This is a genomic window from Blastococcus sp. TF02A-30 (genome assembly GCF_003319185.1).
Lineage (GTDB): Bacteria > Actinomycetota > Actinomycetes > Mycobacteriales > Geodermatophilaceae > Blastococcus.
In genome coordinates, this window is the sequence record NZ_QOHJ01000002.1 from 15,021 (window position 1) to 31,509 (window position 16,489).

14 protein-coding genes are annotated in these 16,489 nt (G+C 75.9%); 8 read left to right on the forward strand and 6 right to left on the reverse strand.

Going from position 1 to position 16,489, the window contains the following annotated elements; translation table 11 throughout:
• Nucleotides 1-53: 53 nt before the first annotated feature.
• Entirely contained in the window at nucleotides 54-2,291 is a 2,238-nt protein-coding gene (locus tag DQ241_RS04420) for a hypothetical protein (RefSeq protein WP_113828981.1), read from the reverse strand.
• 98 nt (nucleotides 2,292-2,389) lie between these two features.
• Nucleotides 2,390-3,130 (reverse strand): BTAD domain-containing putative transcriptional regulator, encoded by a 741-nt coding sequence (locus DQ241_RS04425; RefSeq protein ID WP_113828982.1) that lies wholly within the window; start codon nucleotides 3,128-3,130, stop codon nucleotides 2,390-2,392.
• A gap of 110 nt (nucleotides 3,131-3,240) precedes the next feature.
• Between DQ241_RS04425 and DQ241_RS04430 the strand changes: the two genes are divergently transcribed.
• The 3 genes from DQ241_RS04430 (at nucleotide 3,241) to DQ241_RS04440 (ending at nucleotide 4,790) form a co-directional block, all read left to right on the forward strand.
• Nucleotides 3,241-3,723 (forward strand): CinA family protein, encoded by a 483-nt coding sequence (locus tag DQ241_RS04430; protein ID WP_113828983.1) that lies wholly within the window; start codon nucleotides 3,241-3,243, stop codon nucleotides 3,721-3,723.
• A gap of 151 nt (nucleotides 3,724-3,874) precedes the next feature.
• Complete coding sequence (locus tag DQ241_RS04435) at nucleotides 3,875-4,279, forward strand: helix-turn-helix domain-containing protein (RefSeq protein ID WP_113828984.1); 405 nt, start codon at nucleotides 3,875-3,877, stop codon at nucleotides 4,277-4,279.
• Nucleotides 4,280-4,292: 13 nt separating this feature from the next.
• Nucleotides 4,293-4,790, forward strand: a complete 498-nt coding sequence (locus DQ241_RS04440) for a TetR/AcrR family transcriptional regulator (RefSeq protein ID WP_233492206.1) — start codon at nucleotides 4,293-4,295, stop codon at nucleotides 4,788-4,790.
• A 1-nt stretch (nucleotide 4,791) separates the two neighbouring features.
• On the opposite strand, the gene DQ241_RS04445 is transcribed toward DQ241_RS04440, so the two are convergent.
• The gene (locus tag DQ241_RS04445) at nucleotides 4,792-5,277 is read right to left on the reverse strand and encodes a GNAT family N-acetyltransferase (RefSeq protein WP_158545870.1); all 486 of its coding nucleotides are present in this window, start codon (nucleotides 5,275-5,277) and stop codon (nucleotides 4,792-4,794) included.
• A complete protein-coding gene (locus tag DQ241_RS04450) occupies nucleotides 5,274-6,287 on the reverse strand; it encodes a PfkB family carbohydrate kinase (RefSeq protein WP_113828986.1) in 1,014 nt (337 codons plus the stop codon). The genes DQ241_RS04445 and DQ241_RS04450 overlap by 4 nt, the downstream gene beginning before the upstream one ends.
• A 117-nt stretch (nucleotides 6,288-6,404) precedes the next feature.
• Between DQ241_RS04450 and DQ241_RS04455 the strand changes: the two genes are divergently transcribed.
• Complete coding sequence (locus DQ241_RS04455) at nucleotides 6,405-7,253, forward strand: PspA/IM30 family protein (RefSeq protein ID WP_113828987.1); 849 nt, start codon at nucleotides 6,405-6,407, stop codon at nucleotides 7,251-7,253.
• A 3-nt stretch (nucleotides 7,254-7,256) separates the two neighbouring features.
• Here the strand turns inward: DQ241_RS04455 and DQ241_RS04460 are convergent, their stop codons facing one another.
• A complete protein-coding gene (locus tag DQ241_RS04460; protein ID WP_113828988.1) occupies nucleotides 7,257-8,111 on the reverse strand; it encodes a DNA-formamidopyrimidine glycosylase family protein in 855 nt (284 codons plus the stop codon).
• An 86-nt stretch (nucleotides 8,112-8,197) separates the two neighbouring features.
• Here DQ241_RS04460 and DQ241_RS04465 point away from each other — a divergent pair, with 86 nt between their 5' ends.
• The gene (locus tag DQ241_RS04465; RefSeq protein WP_233492207.1) at nucleotides 8,198-8,788 is read left to right on the forward strand and encodes an antibiotic biosynthesis monooxygenase; all 591 of its coding nucleotides are present in this window, start codon (nucleotides 8,198-8,200) and stop codon (nucleotides 8,786-8,788) included.
• Between the two features lie 9 nt (nucleotides 8,789-8,797).
• Here DQ241_RS04465 and DQ241_RS04470 read toward each other — a convergent pair whose 3' ends face one another.
• Nucleotides 8,798-13,393 carry an ATP-dependent helicase gene (locus DQ241_RS04470; RefSeq protein ID WP_113828989.1) on the reverse strand — a complete coding sequence of 1,532 codons (4,596 nt, stop codon included), beginning with the start codon at nucleotides 13,391-13,393 and terminating at the stop codon, nucleotides 8,798-8,800.
• Between the two features lie 124 nt (nucleotides 13,394-13,517).
• On the opposite strand from DQ241_RS04470, the gene DQ241_RS04475 reads away from it, so the two are divergent.
• The 3 genes from DQ241_RS04475 (at nucleotide 13,518) to recA (ending at nucleotide 16,386) form a co-directional block, all read left to right on the forward strand.
• Nucleotides 13,518-14,807, forward strand: a complete 1,290-nt coding sequence (locus DQ241_RS04475) for an MFS transporter (protein ID WP_113829416.1) — start codon at nucleotides 13,518-13,520, stop codon at nucleotides 14,805-14,807.
• 148 nt (nucleotides 14,808-14,955) lie between these two features.
• On the forward strand, nucleotides 14,956-15,150 hold the full coding sequence (locus DQ241_RS04480) for a DUF3046 domain-containing protein (RefSeq protein ID WP_113828990.1): 195 nt from the start codon (nucleotides 14,956-14,958) through the stop codon (nucleotides 15,148-15,150).
• Between the two features lie 195 nt (nucleotides 15,151-15,345).
• Complete coding sequence (recA, locus tag DQ241_RS04485) at nucleotides 15,346-16,386, forward strand: recombinase RecA (RefSeq protein WP_113828991.1); 1,041 nt, start codon at nucleotides 15,346-15,348, stop codon at nucleotides 16,384-16,386.
• Nucleotides 16,387-16,489: the final 103 nt, after the last annotated feature.

The window sequence follows — 16,489 nt, forward strand, 5'->3', positions numbered from 1 at the left end:
TCGGGTCCGGGGCCGGGAGGAACAGCGCTCCTCCCGGCCCCGGTGCCCAGCGGTCAGTCCGCCGGGTCCTCGGCGAGCAGACCCAGCGCGGCGCCGGGCAGTTCCTTCTCCTCCGCCAGCCGGGTGGCGTCGCGGCGGAGGTCCCGCGCGCCGACGCCGTCCCCCTCGGCGGCGTGGCTGCGGGCCAGGTAGCCCATGACCTGCAGGACGGTCAGGTCGTCCAGCCCGCCCTCGCCGCGGGAGGCGTCGATCGCCGGCGTGAGCAGCGCGTCGGCCCGGTCGAGGTCCCGCTCGCGCACCGCCACCGAGCCGTCCGGCTCCACGGCGGTGTACGGGCGGGCCGCGTTGATGCCCAGGGCCAGCCGGGCGTAGACCGCGTTCGGGTGGTCGGCGTGCTCCTCGGTGATCTCCTCCAGGGCCGCCATGCCCGAGCCCAGCGCGGGCGCGTCGCTGCCCAGCAGCGTCATGGCCATGCCGACCTCCTCCCCGAGGAGCAGCCCGGCGACGGCGTCGTCCTCGGCGCTGCGCGTGCCCCACACCCGCACGGTGGCGGTGTCGGAGACGACCACCGAGCCGTCGGGCGCGGTGTAGGCCGCGCGGATCCGGTAGGTGCCCGGATCCTCGAAGAGCTGGCCGGCGGCCGCGTCGTAGCCGATGTAGGCGCTCACCGGGAGCACCTGACCCGGAGCCGCCTGCAGCAGCTCCGGCTCGGCGCAGTGCAGCACCGGCGGGCGGTGGACGATCGTGTCGCCCCGCGGCCGGCTGATGGTGACCTGCACCAGCCCGTACTTCGGGTGCAGCAGCTCGGCGGGGTGCACCTGCTGGCCGCGGTCCACGGTCAGCGCCAGCTCCAGGACGATCGGCGTGCCCAGCACCGGCCGCTCCGGCGACGTGCGCACGCGCAGCCGCAGACCGCTGGTGTCGGTCGTCGGATCGGACGGCTGGACCGGCATCTCCACGGCGGCGCCGGTGCCGAACGGGGTGCCGCCCATGATCACGTTGTCGCGGAAGCCGTGCCGCAGGTGGGCCAGCTCCAGGTCGTCGAACTGGAACGGGAAGGCCCCCCAGAAGGCCGCCGCGCCGCTGGGGGCACCGCCGCCGGGGTTGTAGTTCTGCGGGTAGTTCATCCACGACAGCGCGCCGGGGCGGTTCGGCAGCGGCGGGGTCATGAACGCCTTGTGGAACGAGTGGAACAGGTTGAAGCAGTGCCCCAGCTCGTGGACGGCGACGTAGAGCTGCTCGCGCAGGTTCTGCGGGGTGCCGGCCTGGATGACCTGGTAGAAGCTGGCGCAGCCCTGCCGCTGGAGCCCCTGCTGGTCGAACATGATGCCCCGGAGGCCGGTGCCGAGCTCGTGCCGCTGGGCGTGCAGCAGCCACACCTTGAACTGCGCCCGCTCCTGCCAGCGGGAGAAGTGGGCGGTCATCGCACCGTGCAGGCTGGCGTTGTTCCACACGTGGTTCGACGACGTCGCGATGGTGTTCCCCCCGCCGGTGTCCAGCACCTGGATGCCGGCCTCGCCGTAGGCGGCGGCGGCCGTCAGCGTCCTCGCCGGGCCGCCGCTCGGCAGGGAGCCGGTGTCGTAGCTGGTGAAGGCGGTGACCCCCGCCTCGACGTCCTGCTCCAGCTCGACCACCCGCAGCGCCGCGCCCTCGGGCGCGCACGTGTACGTGGCGCCGATGGCACCGCTGGGCGTCGACCACTGGATGGTCGCCGGCGCGGGGCTCTGGAAGATCGTGCGGCGAGGGATCGTGACCCGGGCGACGGTGAAGGTGGTCGGCCACGTGCAGCGGGCGGTGCCGACGGCGACCAGGGCCCCGTTGGTGACGGTCGTGGTGACCGCGTCGACCGTCCAGGAGCCGAAGTAGCTGGTCGTGGCCCCGGACACGCTGAAGTAGTCGCCGCTGATCTTCTTCAGCGGACGGCGGCCGTCCACGTCGATGCGCAGCTCGAGCTGGAAGCCGGCCGCCGGCGACCGGTAGCGGCCGCTGGCCTGCCGTATCCGGACGGGCAGCACCGGCCGCTGGGGGATCGGGATCGGGGTCACGGGGATCCCGGCCTCCGTCGACTGGTCGGCCAGCCAGTCCTCGACGACGGTGCCGATGGCGCCGCCTCGTGCGTCGACGGCGTCCGACCCGCCGGTCGCCTCGGCCGCGGGCGCGGCGCTCGGGTCGGCGACGATGCCGCCCGCCGCCGCCATCGCGGGCTCTTCCTGGGGAACGGTGGACTCCCGGGGCGCGGGGATCATGCCGTCGCCGGTCGTGGGCGCGGCGTTGGGTTCGAGAACGGTCACGCTGATCAGCTCCTCGGGGGGTGGACGACCCGCCCGCTGCTCGGTCCTGCGGTCACGGGCGGCAGCGGCACCGTGGCACCGGAGCCGTCACCGAGGCGTCACACGCGCGTCGCAGGGACCCGCCTGCCGGTCGCCACCGCGGTGAGCTCCGCGCTCGGTTCGACCCCGACCTCGCGCCGCAGGATGCGGCGGAAAGCGTCGTACTGGCGGCGTGCCGCGGCCCAGTCGCCCGCGGCCTGGTGGGCCTCGATGAGGGCGCGTTGCCCGCTCTCGCGCAGCGGATCGGCGAGCACGGCCACCTGCACCGCCTCCACCGCGGCGTCGGCGCGGCCCGAGGCCTGCAGCAGGCGGCTGAGGGCCTCCAGGGCGTGCAGGAGGCGCAGCTCCAGCCGGTCGCGCAGCGCGAGCACCCAGTCGTCGTACCAGCCGGGCAGCAGCTCGAGGTCGGCGATGGGGCCCGGCGGGACGGCGAGGTCCTCCGCCGTCGGCGTGCCGTCGAGCACCCGGTCGGCCCAGGCCTCGACGTCCCGCAGGTCGACCCCCACGTGGTCGCCGAGGGACAGGGTGTACGGCTCGCAGCGCACGAGCGGGCAGCCCACCTGCTGCAGCCGCCACAGCGCCGAGCGGAGGTTGCCGCCCGCCCGCCCGTCGGTCACGGCCGGCCAGAGCACGCCCGCGGCCGCCCGGCGGTCGACCCCCGAAGGGTGCACGGCGAGGTAGGCGAGCAGGCGGCGGCTGCCGGGCGGGACGGCGATCGGCCGGCCGGCGTCGGTGACGGAGAGGCCGCCGAGCACGCGCACCAGTGGCGCGCGCAGCGCAGTGCCGGGGTCGGTGTCCATCCCTGCCTCCCGGATCGGGAGCCCGCTTCCCCCAGGGGACGACTCCCGGGACTCTAGTGAGCTCGTGGGTGCGGAGGAAGGAGTCACCGCGCGGCGGGGAAGATGCACCGGTGACCACCGCGCCCCCACCCGGACCGGCTGCCCGCCTCCACGCCGCGCTGCTGGCCCGCGGGGAGACGGTGGCCGCGGCGGAGTCGCTCACCGCCGGGTTGTTCTGCGCGACGCTCGCCTCGGTGCCGGGTGCCAGCGCGACGCTGCGCGGCGGCGTGGTCGTCTACGCCACCGATCTCAAGACGGCGCTCGCCGACGTCCCCGCCGATCTGCTGGCCGAGCACGGCCCCGTCGCGCCGGAGACCGCCGCCGCGCTGGCCGAGGGCGTCCGGCTGCGGTGCGGCAGCAGCTGGGGCGTCGGTCTGACCGGGGTCGCCGGGCCGGACCCGGTCGACGGGCACGGACCCGGCCGGGTCTACCTGGGCATCTCCGACGGCGCGCGCACCGACGTCTCCGAGCTCGACCTGCCGGGCGACCGCGACGCCGTGCGGACCGGTTCCGTGGCCGCCGCGGTGGACGCGCTGCTCGCCCGGCTCGGGTGAACGCGGGAACGGGACCGGTCGCGACGGCGTTACGCCATGAGCGGACGCGTGCCGGGTGGCTCGGCTCCCGGGCCCCGCGCCGCGTACCGTGAGCGCACGGTGCCCGAAAGGGTGCCGCCGCTTCCCCCGCTCGCAGGACAGGAGAGTGGCCATGACGCTGCTGCGCACCCAGCTCGGGAGCACCCTTCGTGGCCACCGGCTGCGCCAGCACCGCACGCTCCGCGACGTCTCCGGCGCCGCGCGGGTGAGCCTCGGCTACCTCTCCGAGGTCGAGCGCGGGCAGAAGGAGGCCTCCTCCGAGCTGCTCGCCTCCATCTGCGACGCCCTCGACCTGGAGCTGGCCGACCTGCTCGCCGAGGTGAGCCTCGAGCTTCGCGTCGCCGCCGCCGGTGGCGTCCACCCGCTGGCCGCGCCGGTGCCCGCCGACGCCGCCGCTGCCGAGGGGCCGGCCGCCGAGGAGACCGCTCCCGCGGCGCCCGAGCCCGCGCTCGCCCTGGTCGGTGCCCCCGCCCGCTCGGCGCTGCGCCGTGGCGAGGCGGTCTCGCTGGCGGCCTGACCGCTTCCCTCCCGTGAACCGCACCCGGCGCGGGCTGCTCGACGGAGCGGCCCGCGCCTTCGCGTCGGACGGCCTCCGCGGCACCACGATGCAGGCGATCGCGGCGGCCGCCGGCGTCTCCAAGGCGACGCTGTACAACCACTTCCGGACCAAGGACGAGGTGGCCCGCGAGCTGCTGCGCGGGGAGCTGGGCCGGCTCACCGAGCTGGCCGCGGCGCTGCCGCTGGACGAGGCGCTCGCGGCGCTCTCCGACGAGCTCGGGGCGCACCCCGTGCTGCGCCGGCTCGCCGAGGCCGAGCCGGAGGCGCTCACCGAGCTGCTCGCCGTCGGGCCGGAGCGGTGGACGGCGCTCACCGCACGGCTGGCCGGGGCGCTGCGGCTCGACGACGACGGTGCCGACCTCGTCGCCCGGTGGCTGGTGGGCGTGGTGCTGCACCCCGGCCGGTCCAGCGCCCGCCACCGGCAGGCCGCGCGGCTCGCGGCAGCGCTCGCCGTGCCGGTCGGGCCGTGACTCAGGGCAGCGGCAGCCCCCGGGTGTAGACCGTCCGGTCCTCGCCCGGACCCCCGTGCCCGGGGGAGGGGGCCGCCGAGGCGCCGAGGTGCTCGGCGAGCCCGCGCGCGGCGGCGTCACCCGGGAGCGCGACCGCCTGGACCACCCGTGCTCCCACCCGGGTGGCGAGCCCGGTGAAGCGGTCGAGCAGCGCGGCCGCGACCCCGCGGGCGCGCAGGTCCCGGTGCACGGCCACGGCGTGGACGACGGCGAGCCGGTCGGCGCTCACGACGCCCAGCAGGTAGCCCGCGTCGCGGTCGTCGGCGGTCAGCGCGAGCGCGCCGAAGCCGCCGAGCTGGTGGAAGAACACCGGGTCGTGCAGCCGCAGCACCTCGTCGTCGGGGAGGGCCGTGCCGTGCCAGAAGTCGTCGCGGGCGGCCAGCAGGCGGCCGCGCAGCGGCCCCGCGGAGAGCTCCTCGAACCCGACCAGGCGCAGGTCGCCGGTCACCGGGCCGCCCGGGCGGCGTCGAGCTCGGCGCGCGTGGGCGGGTCGGCGCCGACCCGGGTGCAGTTGAGCGCCGCCACCAGCGCGGCGTCGTCCAGGATCTCCAGCAGCCGCTCGTCCGGGAGCTGCTCGAGCGCGACCCGGTCGGTGACCCCGGCCGCGAGCAGGCCGCTGAGCAGCCCGGCGGCGAGCGAGTCGCCGGCACCGACGGTGTCGACGACCGCCACGCGGGGGCTCGCGCGGTGCAGCAGGGGACGTCCGGGCCGCGCCACCCGCAGCGGTCCGCCGCCGTCGGTGACCAGCACCAGGGCCGGTCCGCGCCCGGCCCAGCGGCGGGCGGCGTCGTCGAGGTCGGGCGTGCCGCCCTCGAGCCAGGCGAGGTCCTCGCTGCTCACCTTGACCACGGCGGCGCTGCGCACCAGCCGGTCCAGGCGGGCGGTGACGGCGGCGCGGTCGTTGCCCAGGCTGGCCCCGACCGGTCCCTCGGCGAGCATCGGGCGGATGTTGGGGTCGACGCTGATCAGCGCGGTGCCGGCCAGCCGCTCGACGAGGTCGGCGATCGCCGAGCAGCCCGGTCCGGTCCAGCTCGAGATCGACCCGACGTGCAGCACGGCGGTGCCCTCGGGGAGCACCCGCGCGAGCTCGTCGTCGGTCCACCGCCAGTCCGCGGCACCCATGACGTGGAAGCCGTAGTCGGCCGAGCCGTCCGGGGCCAGGCCGACGACGGCGAGGCTCACCGGCTCCGCCGCGTCGACGAACCCGGAGACGTCGACGCCCGACAGCTCGGCGTGCCGGCGCAGGTTCGCGCCCAGCGGCCCGGTGCCGAGGCGGGCCAGCAGCGCGACGGGGGCGCCGAGCCGACCGGCGGCGACCGCCACGTTGAGGGCGTTGCCACCCGGACGTGCGACGAACTGCGGGGCGGTGCCCTCGGGGCCGGCGCCGGCCACGGGCACGGGCAGCAGGTCGACCACGAGCTCGCCCAGGACGCACAGCGTGGGGATCGCGGAGGGCACGCCGAACCCTAACCGCGGGCCGCGTTGGCTGCCGGGAGTGATCACCTGGGACGATGGGCACGACGAGTTCCGTCGGTCCGGCCACCTGTCGGCACCGGCGCCGGAGCAGGAGGACCCATGCCCAACCCGTTCGTGAAGCTGTGGAAGTACCTGACCGCGTCGGCGAACGCGAAGATCGACGAGAGGGCGGACCCGAAGATCCAGATCGCGCAGGCGATCGAGGCCGAGCAGCAGCGCCATCAGGCGCTGGCCAACCAGGCAGCCGCGGTGCTGGGCAACCAGCGGCAGCTGGAGATGCGGCTGAACCGCCAGCTGGGCGAGGTGGAGAAGCTGCAGGGCTCGGCCCGCCAGGCGCTGGTGCTGGCCGACAAGTCGCGCGCCGGCGGCGACGCGGCCAAGGCCGCCGAGTACGAGCAGGCCGCGCAGGCGTTCGCGACCCAGCTGGTCGCCGCCGAGCAGTCGATGGAGGACCTCAAGCGCAGCCACGACGAGGCGCTGCAGGCCGCCGAGCAGGCCCGGGGTGCGGTGGAGCAGAGCCGGATGCGGCTGCAGACGACGCTCGCCGAGCGCACCAAGCTGATGAGCCAGCTCGAGCAGGCCAAGATGCAGGAGCACGTGGCCAGCTCGCTCAAGCAGGTCAACGAGCTGTCGGCGCCGGGGAACACCCCCTCGCTGTCGGAGGTCCGCGACAAGATCGAGGCCCGCTACGCCAACGCGCTGGGCCAGGCGGAGCTCGCGCAGAACTCGGTCGAGGGCCGCATGCTCGAGGTGCAGAAGGCCACCCTCGACGTCGCCGGCGCCTCGCGGCTGGACCAGATCCGCGCGGCGATGGCCGGTGGTCCGCAGGCCGTGGAGGCCGGTGCGGCGCCGGCCGCGGCGATCGAGCAGGGGACGCCGGCGGTCGAGCAGACCCCGACCGAGCAGCGCCAGGCGCAGCCGGCCGACCGGCCCGAGACCTCCGCCTGAGGGTCAGCGGTACAGCGTCACCGGCTGCGGCCGGCCCGGCTCCCCGGTGCGCGCCTGCGGGTCGATCGGGGAGCCGGTGGCCTGGCAGCGGGGGCACCACCAGGTGACCCGCTCCTGGGTCGTCGGTCCCTGCTCCCCGAGCAGGATCGCGGTGCCGCAGCGGTAGCAGGGCCGGCCCTTGCGGCCGAACACCCAGTGGTCGCGGCCGCGCCGCGGGTCGCCGGTGGTGTTCTGCTCGGGGTGGTGCAGGTTCGCGGTCATGAGCGTGCGGGCCCGCTCGACGAGGGCCGGCAGGTCGGCGACGTCGGCGACCCGCGCCCAGGGGTGCACCCGCCGGACGAACAGCGACTCGACCTTGTAGAGGTTGCCGATCCCGGCGAGGTTGCGCTGGTCGACCAGGGCGACGCCGATCTGCTCGTCGGGATGGCTGCGCAGGCGGCGCAGCGCCTCGTCGAGGTCCCAGTCGGGACCGAGGACGTCGGGTCCCAGGTGGCCGACGAGCCGGTCCTCCTCGGCGGTGGGGATCAGCTCGACGTCGTGCAGCCGGTAGCCGACGCACTCCCACTGGTCCGTGGCCAGCACCAGGCGGACGTCGTGCGCGGGGCCACCCTTCCACCGCGCCCCCGGGCGCTGGATGTGCCAGCTGCCGTCCATCCGGAAGTGGGTGCGCAGCGTCCGGCCGTCGGCGAGGCGGATCAGCAGGTGCTTCCCGCGGGGCAGCACCTCGGTCACCGTCGCGCCGGTGAGGTCGGCGGCGGCGAGCTGCGGCAGCCGGAACTCCCCGCGGCGCAGCGTGGCGCCGGCGAGCGCGGTGTTCATCCGCTGGGCGGCCAGCCAGACGGTGTCTCCTTCGGGCACGGTGCCAGTGTCCCCGCTCCCTCCCGGGTGTGAACCTGCCGACAGCGGGGATGACCTGGGCCTCCCCGGGGCGCTGGCAGCAGGACGTGAGCGTCCCCCAGCGTCTGCGCGCCCGGTCGGGTGCCGCCGAGGAGACCATGCAGCCCACCCCGGAGCCCGTCACCGTCACGGTCGCCCGTGTGGTGCGACCCGACCGCCGGGTGGCCTTCGAGCGGGCCGCCGCGGCCGTGCTCGCCGAGGCCGCGAACTTCCCCGGCAACCTGGGGGCCAGCCTGCTGCGGCCGGGGCCGGGCAGCTACGAGTACCACCTGGTCTACCGGTTCGCCGACGACGACTCCCTGGCGGAGTGGGAGCGCTCGGCGCAGCGCCGCGACTTCCTGGCCCGGCTGCCCGGCATGGTGGAGGACGAGCGCTACGCCCGGGTCACCGGTCTCGAGGGCTTCTTCCCCGGGCCGGCGCCCCAGGGACCGGCGTGGCGGAGCTGGCTGCTCACCGTCGCGGTGGTCCTGGTCTTCACGTCGACCTTCCAGGTGCTCGCCGTGCCGTTCATCGAGGACTGGCCCTGGCCGCTGCGGCTCCTGCTGTCGGCCGTCTTCGTGGTGACGGCGCTGCGGCTGGTCATGCCGTGGCTGAGCCGTCGGTTGCAGCCCTGGCTGTTGGGCTCGCGGCGCCGCTGAACGCTCGGCTCAGCCGCGGAGGCGGAGCCCCCGAGGGGTCGCGGCGAAGCCGGCGGCCTGCAGCGCCGCCGACAGCGGCGTGGACTCGTGCACCGACGCGCCGTCGGCCTTCTGCACCACCATCCGGCCCAGCGCGCCGGCGGCCACCGCACCGGACAGCGCCGTGGCCGCCTCCTTGAGCACCTGCTCGTCGTCGGTCCACGAGAGCAGCGTCTTGCCGCCGCGCTCGACGTAGAGGACCAGCTCGCCGTCGACCAGCACCACCAGGGCGCCGGCCTTGCGGCCCGCCCGGTGGCCGGACCTGCGCCCGGCTCCCTCGCCGATGTCGACGGCCTCGCCGTCGCCGTCGCCGTCGCCGTCCGCCCGCTCGGGCCAGGGCAGGGCAGCGCCGTAGACGTTCGCGGGGTCGGTGGCCGCCAGGACGACCGCACCGCCGGGCACGCGGTCGGGGGCGGCGAAGCTGCGCAGCCGGTCGACCGAGCCCGGGGTGCCGAACTGGGCGGCGCCCAGGGTCTCGACGAAGTAGCCGCGCCGCGCCCGCCCGTTCTCCTCGAACGCGCGCAGCACGGGGTAGACGGCGGAGAACCCACCGGCGACCTGCTCGGCCTGGACCGCGCCGCGGGTCAGCACGCCGTGCCGTTCCAGCAGCGCCTCGGCGCGGGCGGTGGTGCGCCGCGTGGCGTTGGCCTCGCGATCGGGCAGCCGGGACCAGCGCCCCGCCACGGTCGGCGGGCCGGTGCGGCTGGGCATCGCCGCCCGCCCGACCCGCGGACGGCCGTACCGGCTCCGCGTCACCCGTGGGGCGGCCGGAGCTCGGCGGTGCGTGCCACCGCCGGCGAGCCGGGTGCGCAGCGGCGCGAGCGTGTCGTTGGTGAGGGTGCCGGACCAGACGAGGTCCCAGACCAGGTCGGCGAGCGCTGCGTCGTCGGTGGCGCCGAGGAGGTCGGACAGCCCGCGGAAGAAGAGCGCCTGGCCACCGGCGAGCAGGTCGAGCACCGGGCCGCCGGCCTCGGGGAGCTCGAGCGGCTCGGGCAGCAGCAGTGGGGCCAGGTCGGCGGGGACGAGGCTGATCCAGCCGTCGTTGCCCGGCAGCCCGCCGTCGCCGGCCCACAGCACCTCGCCGGCGCTGGTCAGCTCATCGAGCATGGCGGGGGAGTAGTCGCGCACCCGCGCCGGGAGCACCAGCGACTCCAGCGCGCTGGCCGGGACCAGGGCGCCGGCCAGCTGCTCCACGACGGCCAGGACGCCGTCGGCGCCCCGCAGCCGGCTGCCCACCGACTGCCAGGACGGCGTGAAGCGGGCCAGCGTGCCGATCGGCACCGGCTCGACCTCCTGGCGGAGCTTCGCGAGGCTGCGCCGGCGGACCATGCGCAGCACCTCGGCGTCGCACCACTCCTGGCCGGTGCCGCCGGGGCGGAACTCGCCGGTGACCAGCCGGCCGGTGCCGGTCAGCCGCTGCAGCGTCGCGGTGACGACGGCGACGCCGAGGCCGAGCCGCGCCGCCACCTCGGCCGGCTGGAACGGCCCGTGCGTGCGGGCGTAGCGGCCGACGAGGTCGCCGAGCGGGTCGGCCACCGGCTCGGTGAACGCCTCGGGCACCCCGACCGGCAGCGCGGTGCCCAGCGCGTCGCGGAGCCGGCCGGCGTCCTCGATGGCGACGTGGCGCTCCTCGCCGGCGATGCGCACCTGCAGCACCCGGCGGGCGGCCACGAGCTCGTCGAGCCACTCGCGCGGGACCCCGCGGAGGGCCGCCTCGGCCGCGGTCAGGTCGCCGATGCCCCGGAGCAGGTCCGACGCGCCGTCGGCGTCCCGCGGGTGGCGCTGCTGGGGCAGCCGCTGCAGCTCGGCCTCGACCTCCGCCATCGCCTCGCCGTCGAGCAGCTCGCGCAGCTCCGAGCGGCCGAGCAGCTCGGCCAGCAGGCCGGTGTCGAGGGCCAGCGCCTGCGCCCGCCGCTCGGCCAGCGGGGCGTCGCCCTCGTACAGGAACTGGCCGACGTAGCCGAACAGCAGCGACTGGGCGAACGGTGACGGCGACTGGGTCTGCACGTCGACGACCCGCACCCGGCGGGCGCGCACGTCGCGCATCAGCTCGACCAACCCCGGCACGTCGTAGACGTCCTGCAGCACCTCCCGGGCCGCCTCGAGGGTGATCGGGAAGGAGGCGAACTCGCTGGCGACGGAGAGCAGCTGGGCGGCGCGCTGGCGCTGCTGCCACAGCGGGGTCCGGCGGCGTGGATCGCGCCGGGGGAGGAGCAGCGCCCGCGCCGCGCACTCCCGGAACCGGCTGGCGAACAGCGCCGACCCGCCGACCTCCGCGGTGACCTCGCGCTCGACGTCGTCGGGGTCCAGGACGGCGAGGTCGGGCTCCGGTGGCTCGCCGGTGGTGTCGGGCAGGCGCAGCACGATGCCGTCGTCGGAGTGCATGGAGGCGACGTCGACGCCGTAGCGCTCCCGCAGCCGGGCGGCCAGGACCAGCGCCCACGGGGCGTTGACCTGCGCGCCGAAGGGGGAGTGCACGACCAGCCGCCAGTCGCCCAGCTCGTCGCGGAACCGCTCGACCAGCAGCGTGCGGTCGTCCGGGAGGTGGCCCGTGGCCGCCTTCTGCTCGGCGAGGTATGCCTGCAGGTTCGCCGCGCCCCACTCGTCCAGGCCGGCGGCCCGTGCGCGGTCCAGGCCGGCCTCGGGCGTCGCCGTCCCCACCTCGCGGAGGAACGCGCCCAGCGCGCGGCCCAGCTCCAGCGGCCGGCCGGGGGCGTCACCGTGCCAGAACGGCATCTTCCCGGGTTGGCCGGGCGCCGGGCTGACCAGCACGCGGTCGTGGGTGATGTCCTCGATCCGCCAGGACGACGACCCGAGCAGGAACACGTCGCCGACGCGGGACTCGTAGACCATCTCCTCGTCGAGCTCGCCCACCCGCCGTCCGCCGGTGCCCTCCGCGCCCACGAGGAAGACGCCGAAGAGGCCGCGGTCGGGGATGGTGCCGCCGCTGGTGACCGCCAGCCGCTGCGCCCCGGCCCGCGGGGTGAGGGTGTCGGTGACGCGGTCCCACGTCAGTCGCGGCCGCAGCTCGGCGAACGCGTCCGACGGGTAGCGGCCGGCGAGCATGTCGAGCACCGCGTGCAGCGCCGACTCCGGCAGCGAGGAGAACGCCGCCGACCGGCGCACCAGCGCGGCCACCTCGTCGACGGTGCGCGGCCGCTCGGAGACGATCGCGACGATCTGCTGGGCCAGCACGTCGAGCGGGTTGCGCAGGTAGCGGATCGACTCGATCGCGCCGGCCTTCATCCGCTCGGCGACCAGCGCGCACTGCACGAGGTCGCCGCGGTACTTGGGGAACAGCACGCCGCGGCTGACCGCGCCGACCTGGTGCCCGGCCCGGCCCACCCGCTGCAGCCCGCTGGCCACCGTCGGCGGCGCCTCCACCTGGACGACGAGGTCGACCGCGCCCATGTCGATGCCGAGCTCGAGGCTGGAGGTGGCGACGACGGCCGGCAGCCGCCCCGACTTGAGCGCCTCCTCCACGATCGACCGCTGCTCGCGGGAGACGGAGCCGTGGTGCGCGGCCGCCACCGGCTGGAACGCCTCGGGCAGGCCGCCGCCGGACCCCGCCTGGGCCATCAGCGCCGCGGCGTTGGTGCCCGGGGGGACCGGCTCCCCGGTGGCCCGCTCGTAGGCGAGCTCGTTGAGCCGGCTGGTCAGCCGCTCGGCCAGCCGCCGGGAGTTGGCGAAGACGATCGTGCTGCGGTGCGCCTGGACGAGGTCGAGCACCCGCTCCTCGACGGCCGGCCAGATGCTGGTGCGCGGCTGGTTGCCGGCCGCGGAGCCGTCGAGCTCACCGGTCGGCTGGCCGAGCTCGCTCATGTCCTCGACCGGGACGACGACGGAGAGGTCCCACTCCTTGGTCGAGCCGGGTGCCACCACGCGCACCGGGCGCCCGCCGGCGAGGAAGGTCGCCACCTCCTCGATCGGCCGCACCGTCGCCGACAGCCCGATGCGCTGGGCCGGCCGCTCCAGCAGCTCGTCGAGCCGGTCGAGGGTGACCGCCATGTGCGCGCCGCGCTTGCTGTCGGTGACCGCGTGCACCTCGTCGACGATCACCGTCTCGACGCCGCGCAGCGCCTCGCGCGCGGAGCTGGTGAGCATGAGGAACAGCGACTCGGGCGTGGTGATCAGGATGTCGGTGGGCCGCCGGGTGAACGCCCGCCGCTCGTCGGCCGGGGTGTCGCCGGAGCGGATCCCGACCCGGATCCCGGGGCGCTCCAGGCCCAGCCGGGCGGCGGCCTGACCGATGCCGGCCAGCGGGGCGCGGAGGTTGCGCTCGACGTCGACGGCCAGCGCCTTCAGCGGCGAGACGTAGAGGACCCGGCAGCGCCGCTGCTCGTCGAGCGGCTGCGTGGCGGTCAGCCGGTCGAGCGACCAGAGGAACGCGGCCAGCGTCTTGCCGGACCCGGTGGGTGCGACGACCAGCGCGTGCTCACCGCTGCTGATCGCGTCCCACGCGCCCTCCTGCGCGGCCGTGGGGCGCTCGAACGCGCCGGTGAACCAGGCCCGGGTGGCCTCGGAGAACCGGTCGAGCGCCGGGGAGCCGGCAGCGGGGGCGGACACGGGGACCAGTGTCCCTGCGCCCTACGACAGTTCGCCGGTCGAGCGGGGCCGGTCCACCCGGCCGGGGATGCGCCCCCGGCGGAAACCGGGGGAGCGCCTCGTCGTCCTGCGGCACACTCCCGGCATGCAGCCGACGCCCGCGACCGCCTCCGCCGGACCGGACCCCGCGGCCGTCCAGCGGCGCACCCTGGGCGTCCTCGGGAGCGGTGTCGCGGTGGCCGGGCTGGGTGTCACCGTCGGCATCACCGCGGGCGGGCTGCTCGCCCGCGACGTCGCGGGCACCGACAGCGCCGCCGGGCTCGGCCAGACCGCCGGGGTGCTCGGTGCCGCCGTCCTCGCCGTGCCGCTGGCCCGCATCAGCGACACCTCGGGGCGCCGGGCCGGCCTGGCGACGGGCTACGCCGTCAGCGTCCTCGGGGCGGTCCTCACGGTGCTCGCCGCCGCGGCGTCGTCGCTCCTGCTGCTGCTCGTCGGCCTGTTCCTCTTCGGCGCGGCGACGGCGTGCGGCCTGCAGTCGCGGTACGCGGCCGCGGACCTGGCCACCCCGGAGCACCGGGGGCGGGCGCTGTCGCTCGTGGTGTGGGCGACGACGGTCGGGTCCGTCCTCGGCCCCAACCTGGCCGCGCCGGGAGCCGGGTTGGGGACGGCGCTGGGGCTGCCGGCGCTCGGCGGCGCCTTCGTGGTCTCCGCGGTCGTGTTCGCGGTGGTCGCGCTCGGCTACCTGGCGCTGCTGCGCCCCGATCCGCTGCTCCTGGCCCGGCAGCTCGGCGGGACGGGCACGGGCCCGAGGGCGCGGCACGCGACCGGCACGGCGCTGCGCGCGGTGTGGGGCTCGCCGTCGGGCCGGCTCGGGCTGACCGCCGTCGTCGTCGCGCACTCGGTGATGGTCGGCGTGATGGTCATGACGCCCGTGCACATGGGGCACGCCGGGGGCTCCGAGGAAGCGGTGCTGCGCGTCGTCGGCGTGGTCATCAGCGTCCACGTGGCGGGCATGTACCTGTTCTCGCCGCTGGTCGGTGCGCTCGCCGACCGCGTGGGTGCCCGCACCGTGGTGGCCGTCGGCGGCGGGCTGCTGCTGGCCGCCGCGGCGGTCGCGGGGACGGCCTCCCCCGCCGACTCGGGCCGGTTGGGTGCCGGCCTGCTGCTCCTGGGCCTGGGCTGGTCGTGCGGGCTCATCGCGGGCTCCACCCTCGTGACCGGGGCGGTGGACGCCGAGCTGCGCCCCACCGCTCAGGGCGGTACCGACCTGCTCATGGGGCTGGGCGCGGCGCTCGCCGGCGTCGTCGGGGGCCCGCTGCTCGCCTGGGGCGGCTTCGGGCTGGTGGCAGCCGTGTCGGCGGCGCTGGTCGTGCCCCTGGCGGTCGTGTGGGTGGCGGGGCGGGGGGCCGTGCTCAGCGGTCGCGGTAGTTCTTGATCAGCAGGACGAGCGTGACGACGAGTGCCAGCGCGATGCCGATCTCGAGGACGGTGTCGAGGGCGTCGTTGCCCGTGCCGGGGATCACATCCCGAGCGTAGGCCGGGTGGGCCGCCGCGCGGGCGCCGCGGCGGGTTAGCGTCGGGACGTGCGCCTGCAGGAGTTCTGGTCCCGGCTCGACGAGCAGTTCGGGCCGATGCGCGCCCACAGCGTGGCCCGCGACCACGTGTTCTCCGAGCTCGGTGGCCGCACCGCCATCGACGCGATCGACGCCGGCGTGCCGGTGCGGCGCGTGTGGCTGGCCATCTGCGAGGTCTACGAGGTGCCGGTCAAGGAGCGCTGAGCGCGCCCCACGCCGCGCTCCCGCCCCACCCTGATCGGGCGTGCGTGTCGGCCTGGCAGTCGAACAGGTGTTCGGCCTACAGTGGCGTCCACAGGCCGCTGGTCGTCCACAGATCCGGCGGACGACGAGAACTGTCGGTGCCTCGCCCTAGCGTCGGTCCCGACCCGCTTCCCCGCGAACCGAAGGTGACCTCCCATGGCAACGCTCGACCGCGACAAGGCCCTCGACATGGCCCTCGCCCAGATCGACAAGCAGTTCGGCAAGGGCTCGGTCATGCGGCTGGGCGACACCCCCGAGGTGGCCATCAAGGTCATCCCGACCGGCTCCATCTCCCTCGACATCGCGCTCGGCATCGGCGGGCTGCCCCGCGGCCGCGTGATCGAGGTCTACGGCCCGGAGTCCTCCGGTAAGACGACCGTCGCCCTCCACGCCGTGGCCAACGCCCAGAAGGCCGGCGGGATCGCGGCGTTCATCGACGCCGAGCACGCGCTGGACCCCGAGTACGCCCGCGCCATCGGCGTCGACACCGACGCGCTGCTGGTGAGCCAGCCCGACACCGGTGAGCAGGCGCTCGAGATCGCCGACATGCTGATCCGCTCCGGCGCGCTCGACATCATCGTCATCGACTCCGTGGCCGCCCTGGTGCCCCGCGCCGAGATCGAGGGCGAGATGGGTGACAGCCACGTCGGTCTGCAGGCCCGCCTGATGAGCCAGGCGCTGCGCAAGATCACCGGTGCCCTGAACAACTCCGGCACGACGGCGATCTTCATCAACCAGCTGCGCGAGAAGGTGGGCGTGGTCTACGGCTCGCCCGAGGTCACCACCGGTGGTCGTGCGCTGAAGTTCTACTCGTCGGTCCGCCTCGACGTCCGCCGCATCGAGACCCTCAAGCAGGGCACCGACGCGGTCGGCAGCCGCACCCGCGTCAAGGTCGTCAAGAACAAGGTGGCCGCGCCGTTCAAGCAGGCCGAGCTCGACATCCTGTGGGGTCAGGGCTTCAGCCGCGAGGGCGGGCTCATCGACGTGGGCGTCGAGCAGGGCTTCGTCAAGAAGTCCGGTGCCTGGTACACGTACGAGGGCGACCAGCTCGGTCAGGGCAAGGAGAACGCCCGCAACTTCCTGAAGGACAACCCCGACCTCGCCGACGAGATCGAGAAGAAGATCAAGGAGAAGCTGGGCATCGGCCCCCAGCTCGGCACGGGGGCTGACGCGCCCACCGCTCCCGTCGACTTCTGAGCGCGCCGGTGAGCGATCGGCTCGGCGGACGTCGCCGCGGCCCCGGGTCCGCCCGGGGCCGGCGGCGGGACGAGGACGCCGGCCCGGACGCGCAGCGCGCGGA

Excerpts from the sequence above, each read along its gene's own strand:
- DQ241_RS04435 (WP_113828984.1), top strand. The coding sequence starts at position 3,875 with ATGACGCTGCTGCGCACCCAGCTCGGGAGCACCCTTCGTGGCCACCGG.
- recA (WP_113828991.1), top strand. The coding sequence starts at position 15,346 with ATGGCAACGCTCGACCGCGACAAGGCCCTCGACATGGCCCTCGCCCAG.
- DQ241_RS04475 (WP_113829416.1), top strand. The coding sequence starts at position 13,518 with ATGCAGCCGACGCCCGCGACCGCCTCCGCCGGACCGGACCCCGCGGCC.
- DQ241_RS04455 (WP_113828987.1), top strand. The coding sequence starts at position 6,405 with ATGCCCAACCCGTTCGTGAAGCTGTGGAAGTACCTGACCGCGTCGGCG.
- DQ241_RS04425 (WP_113828982.1), bottom strand. The coding sequence starts at position 3,130 with ATGGACACCGACCCCGGCACTGCGCTGCGCGCGCCACTGGTGCGCGTG.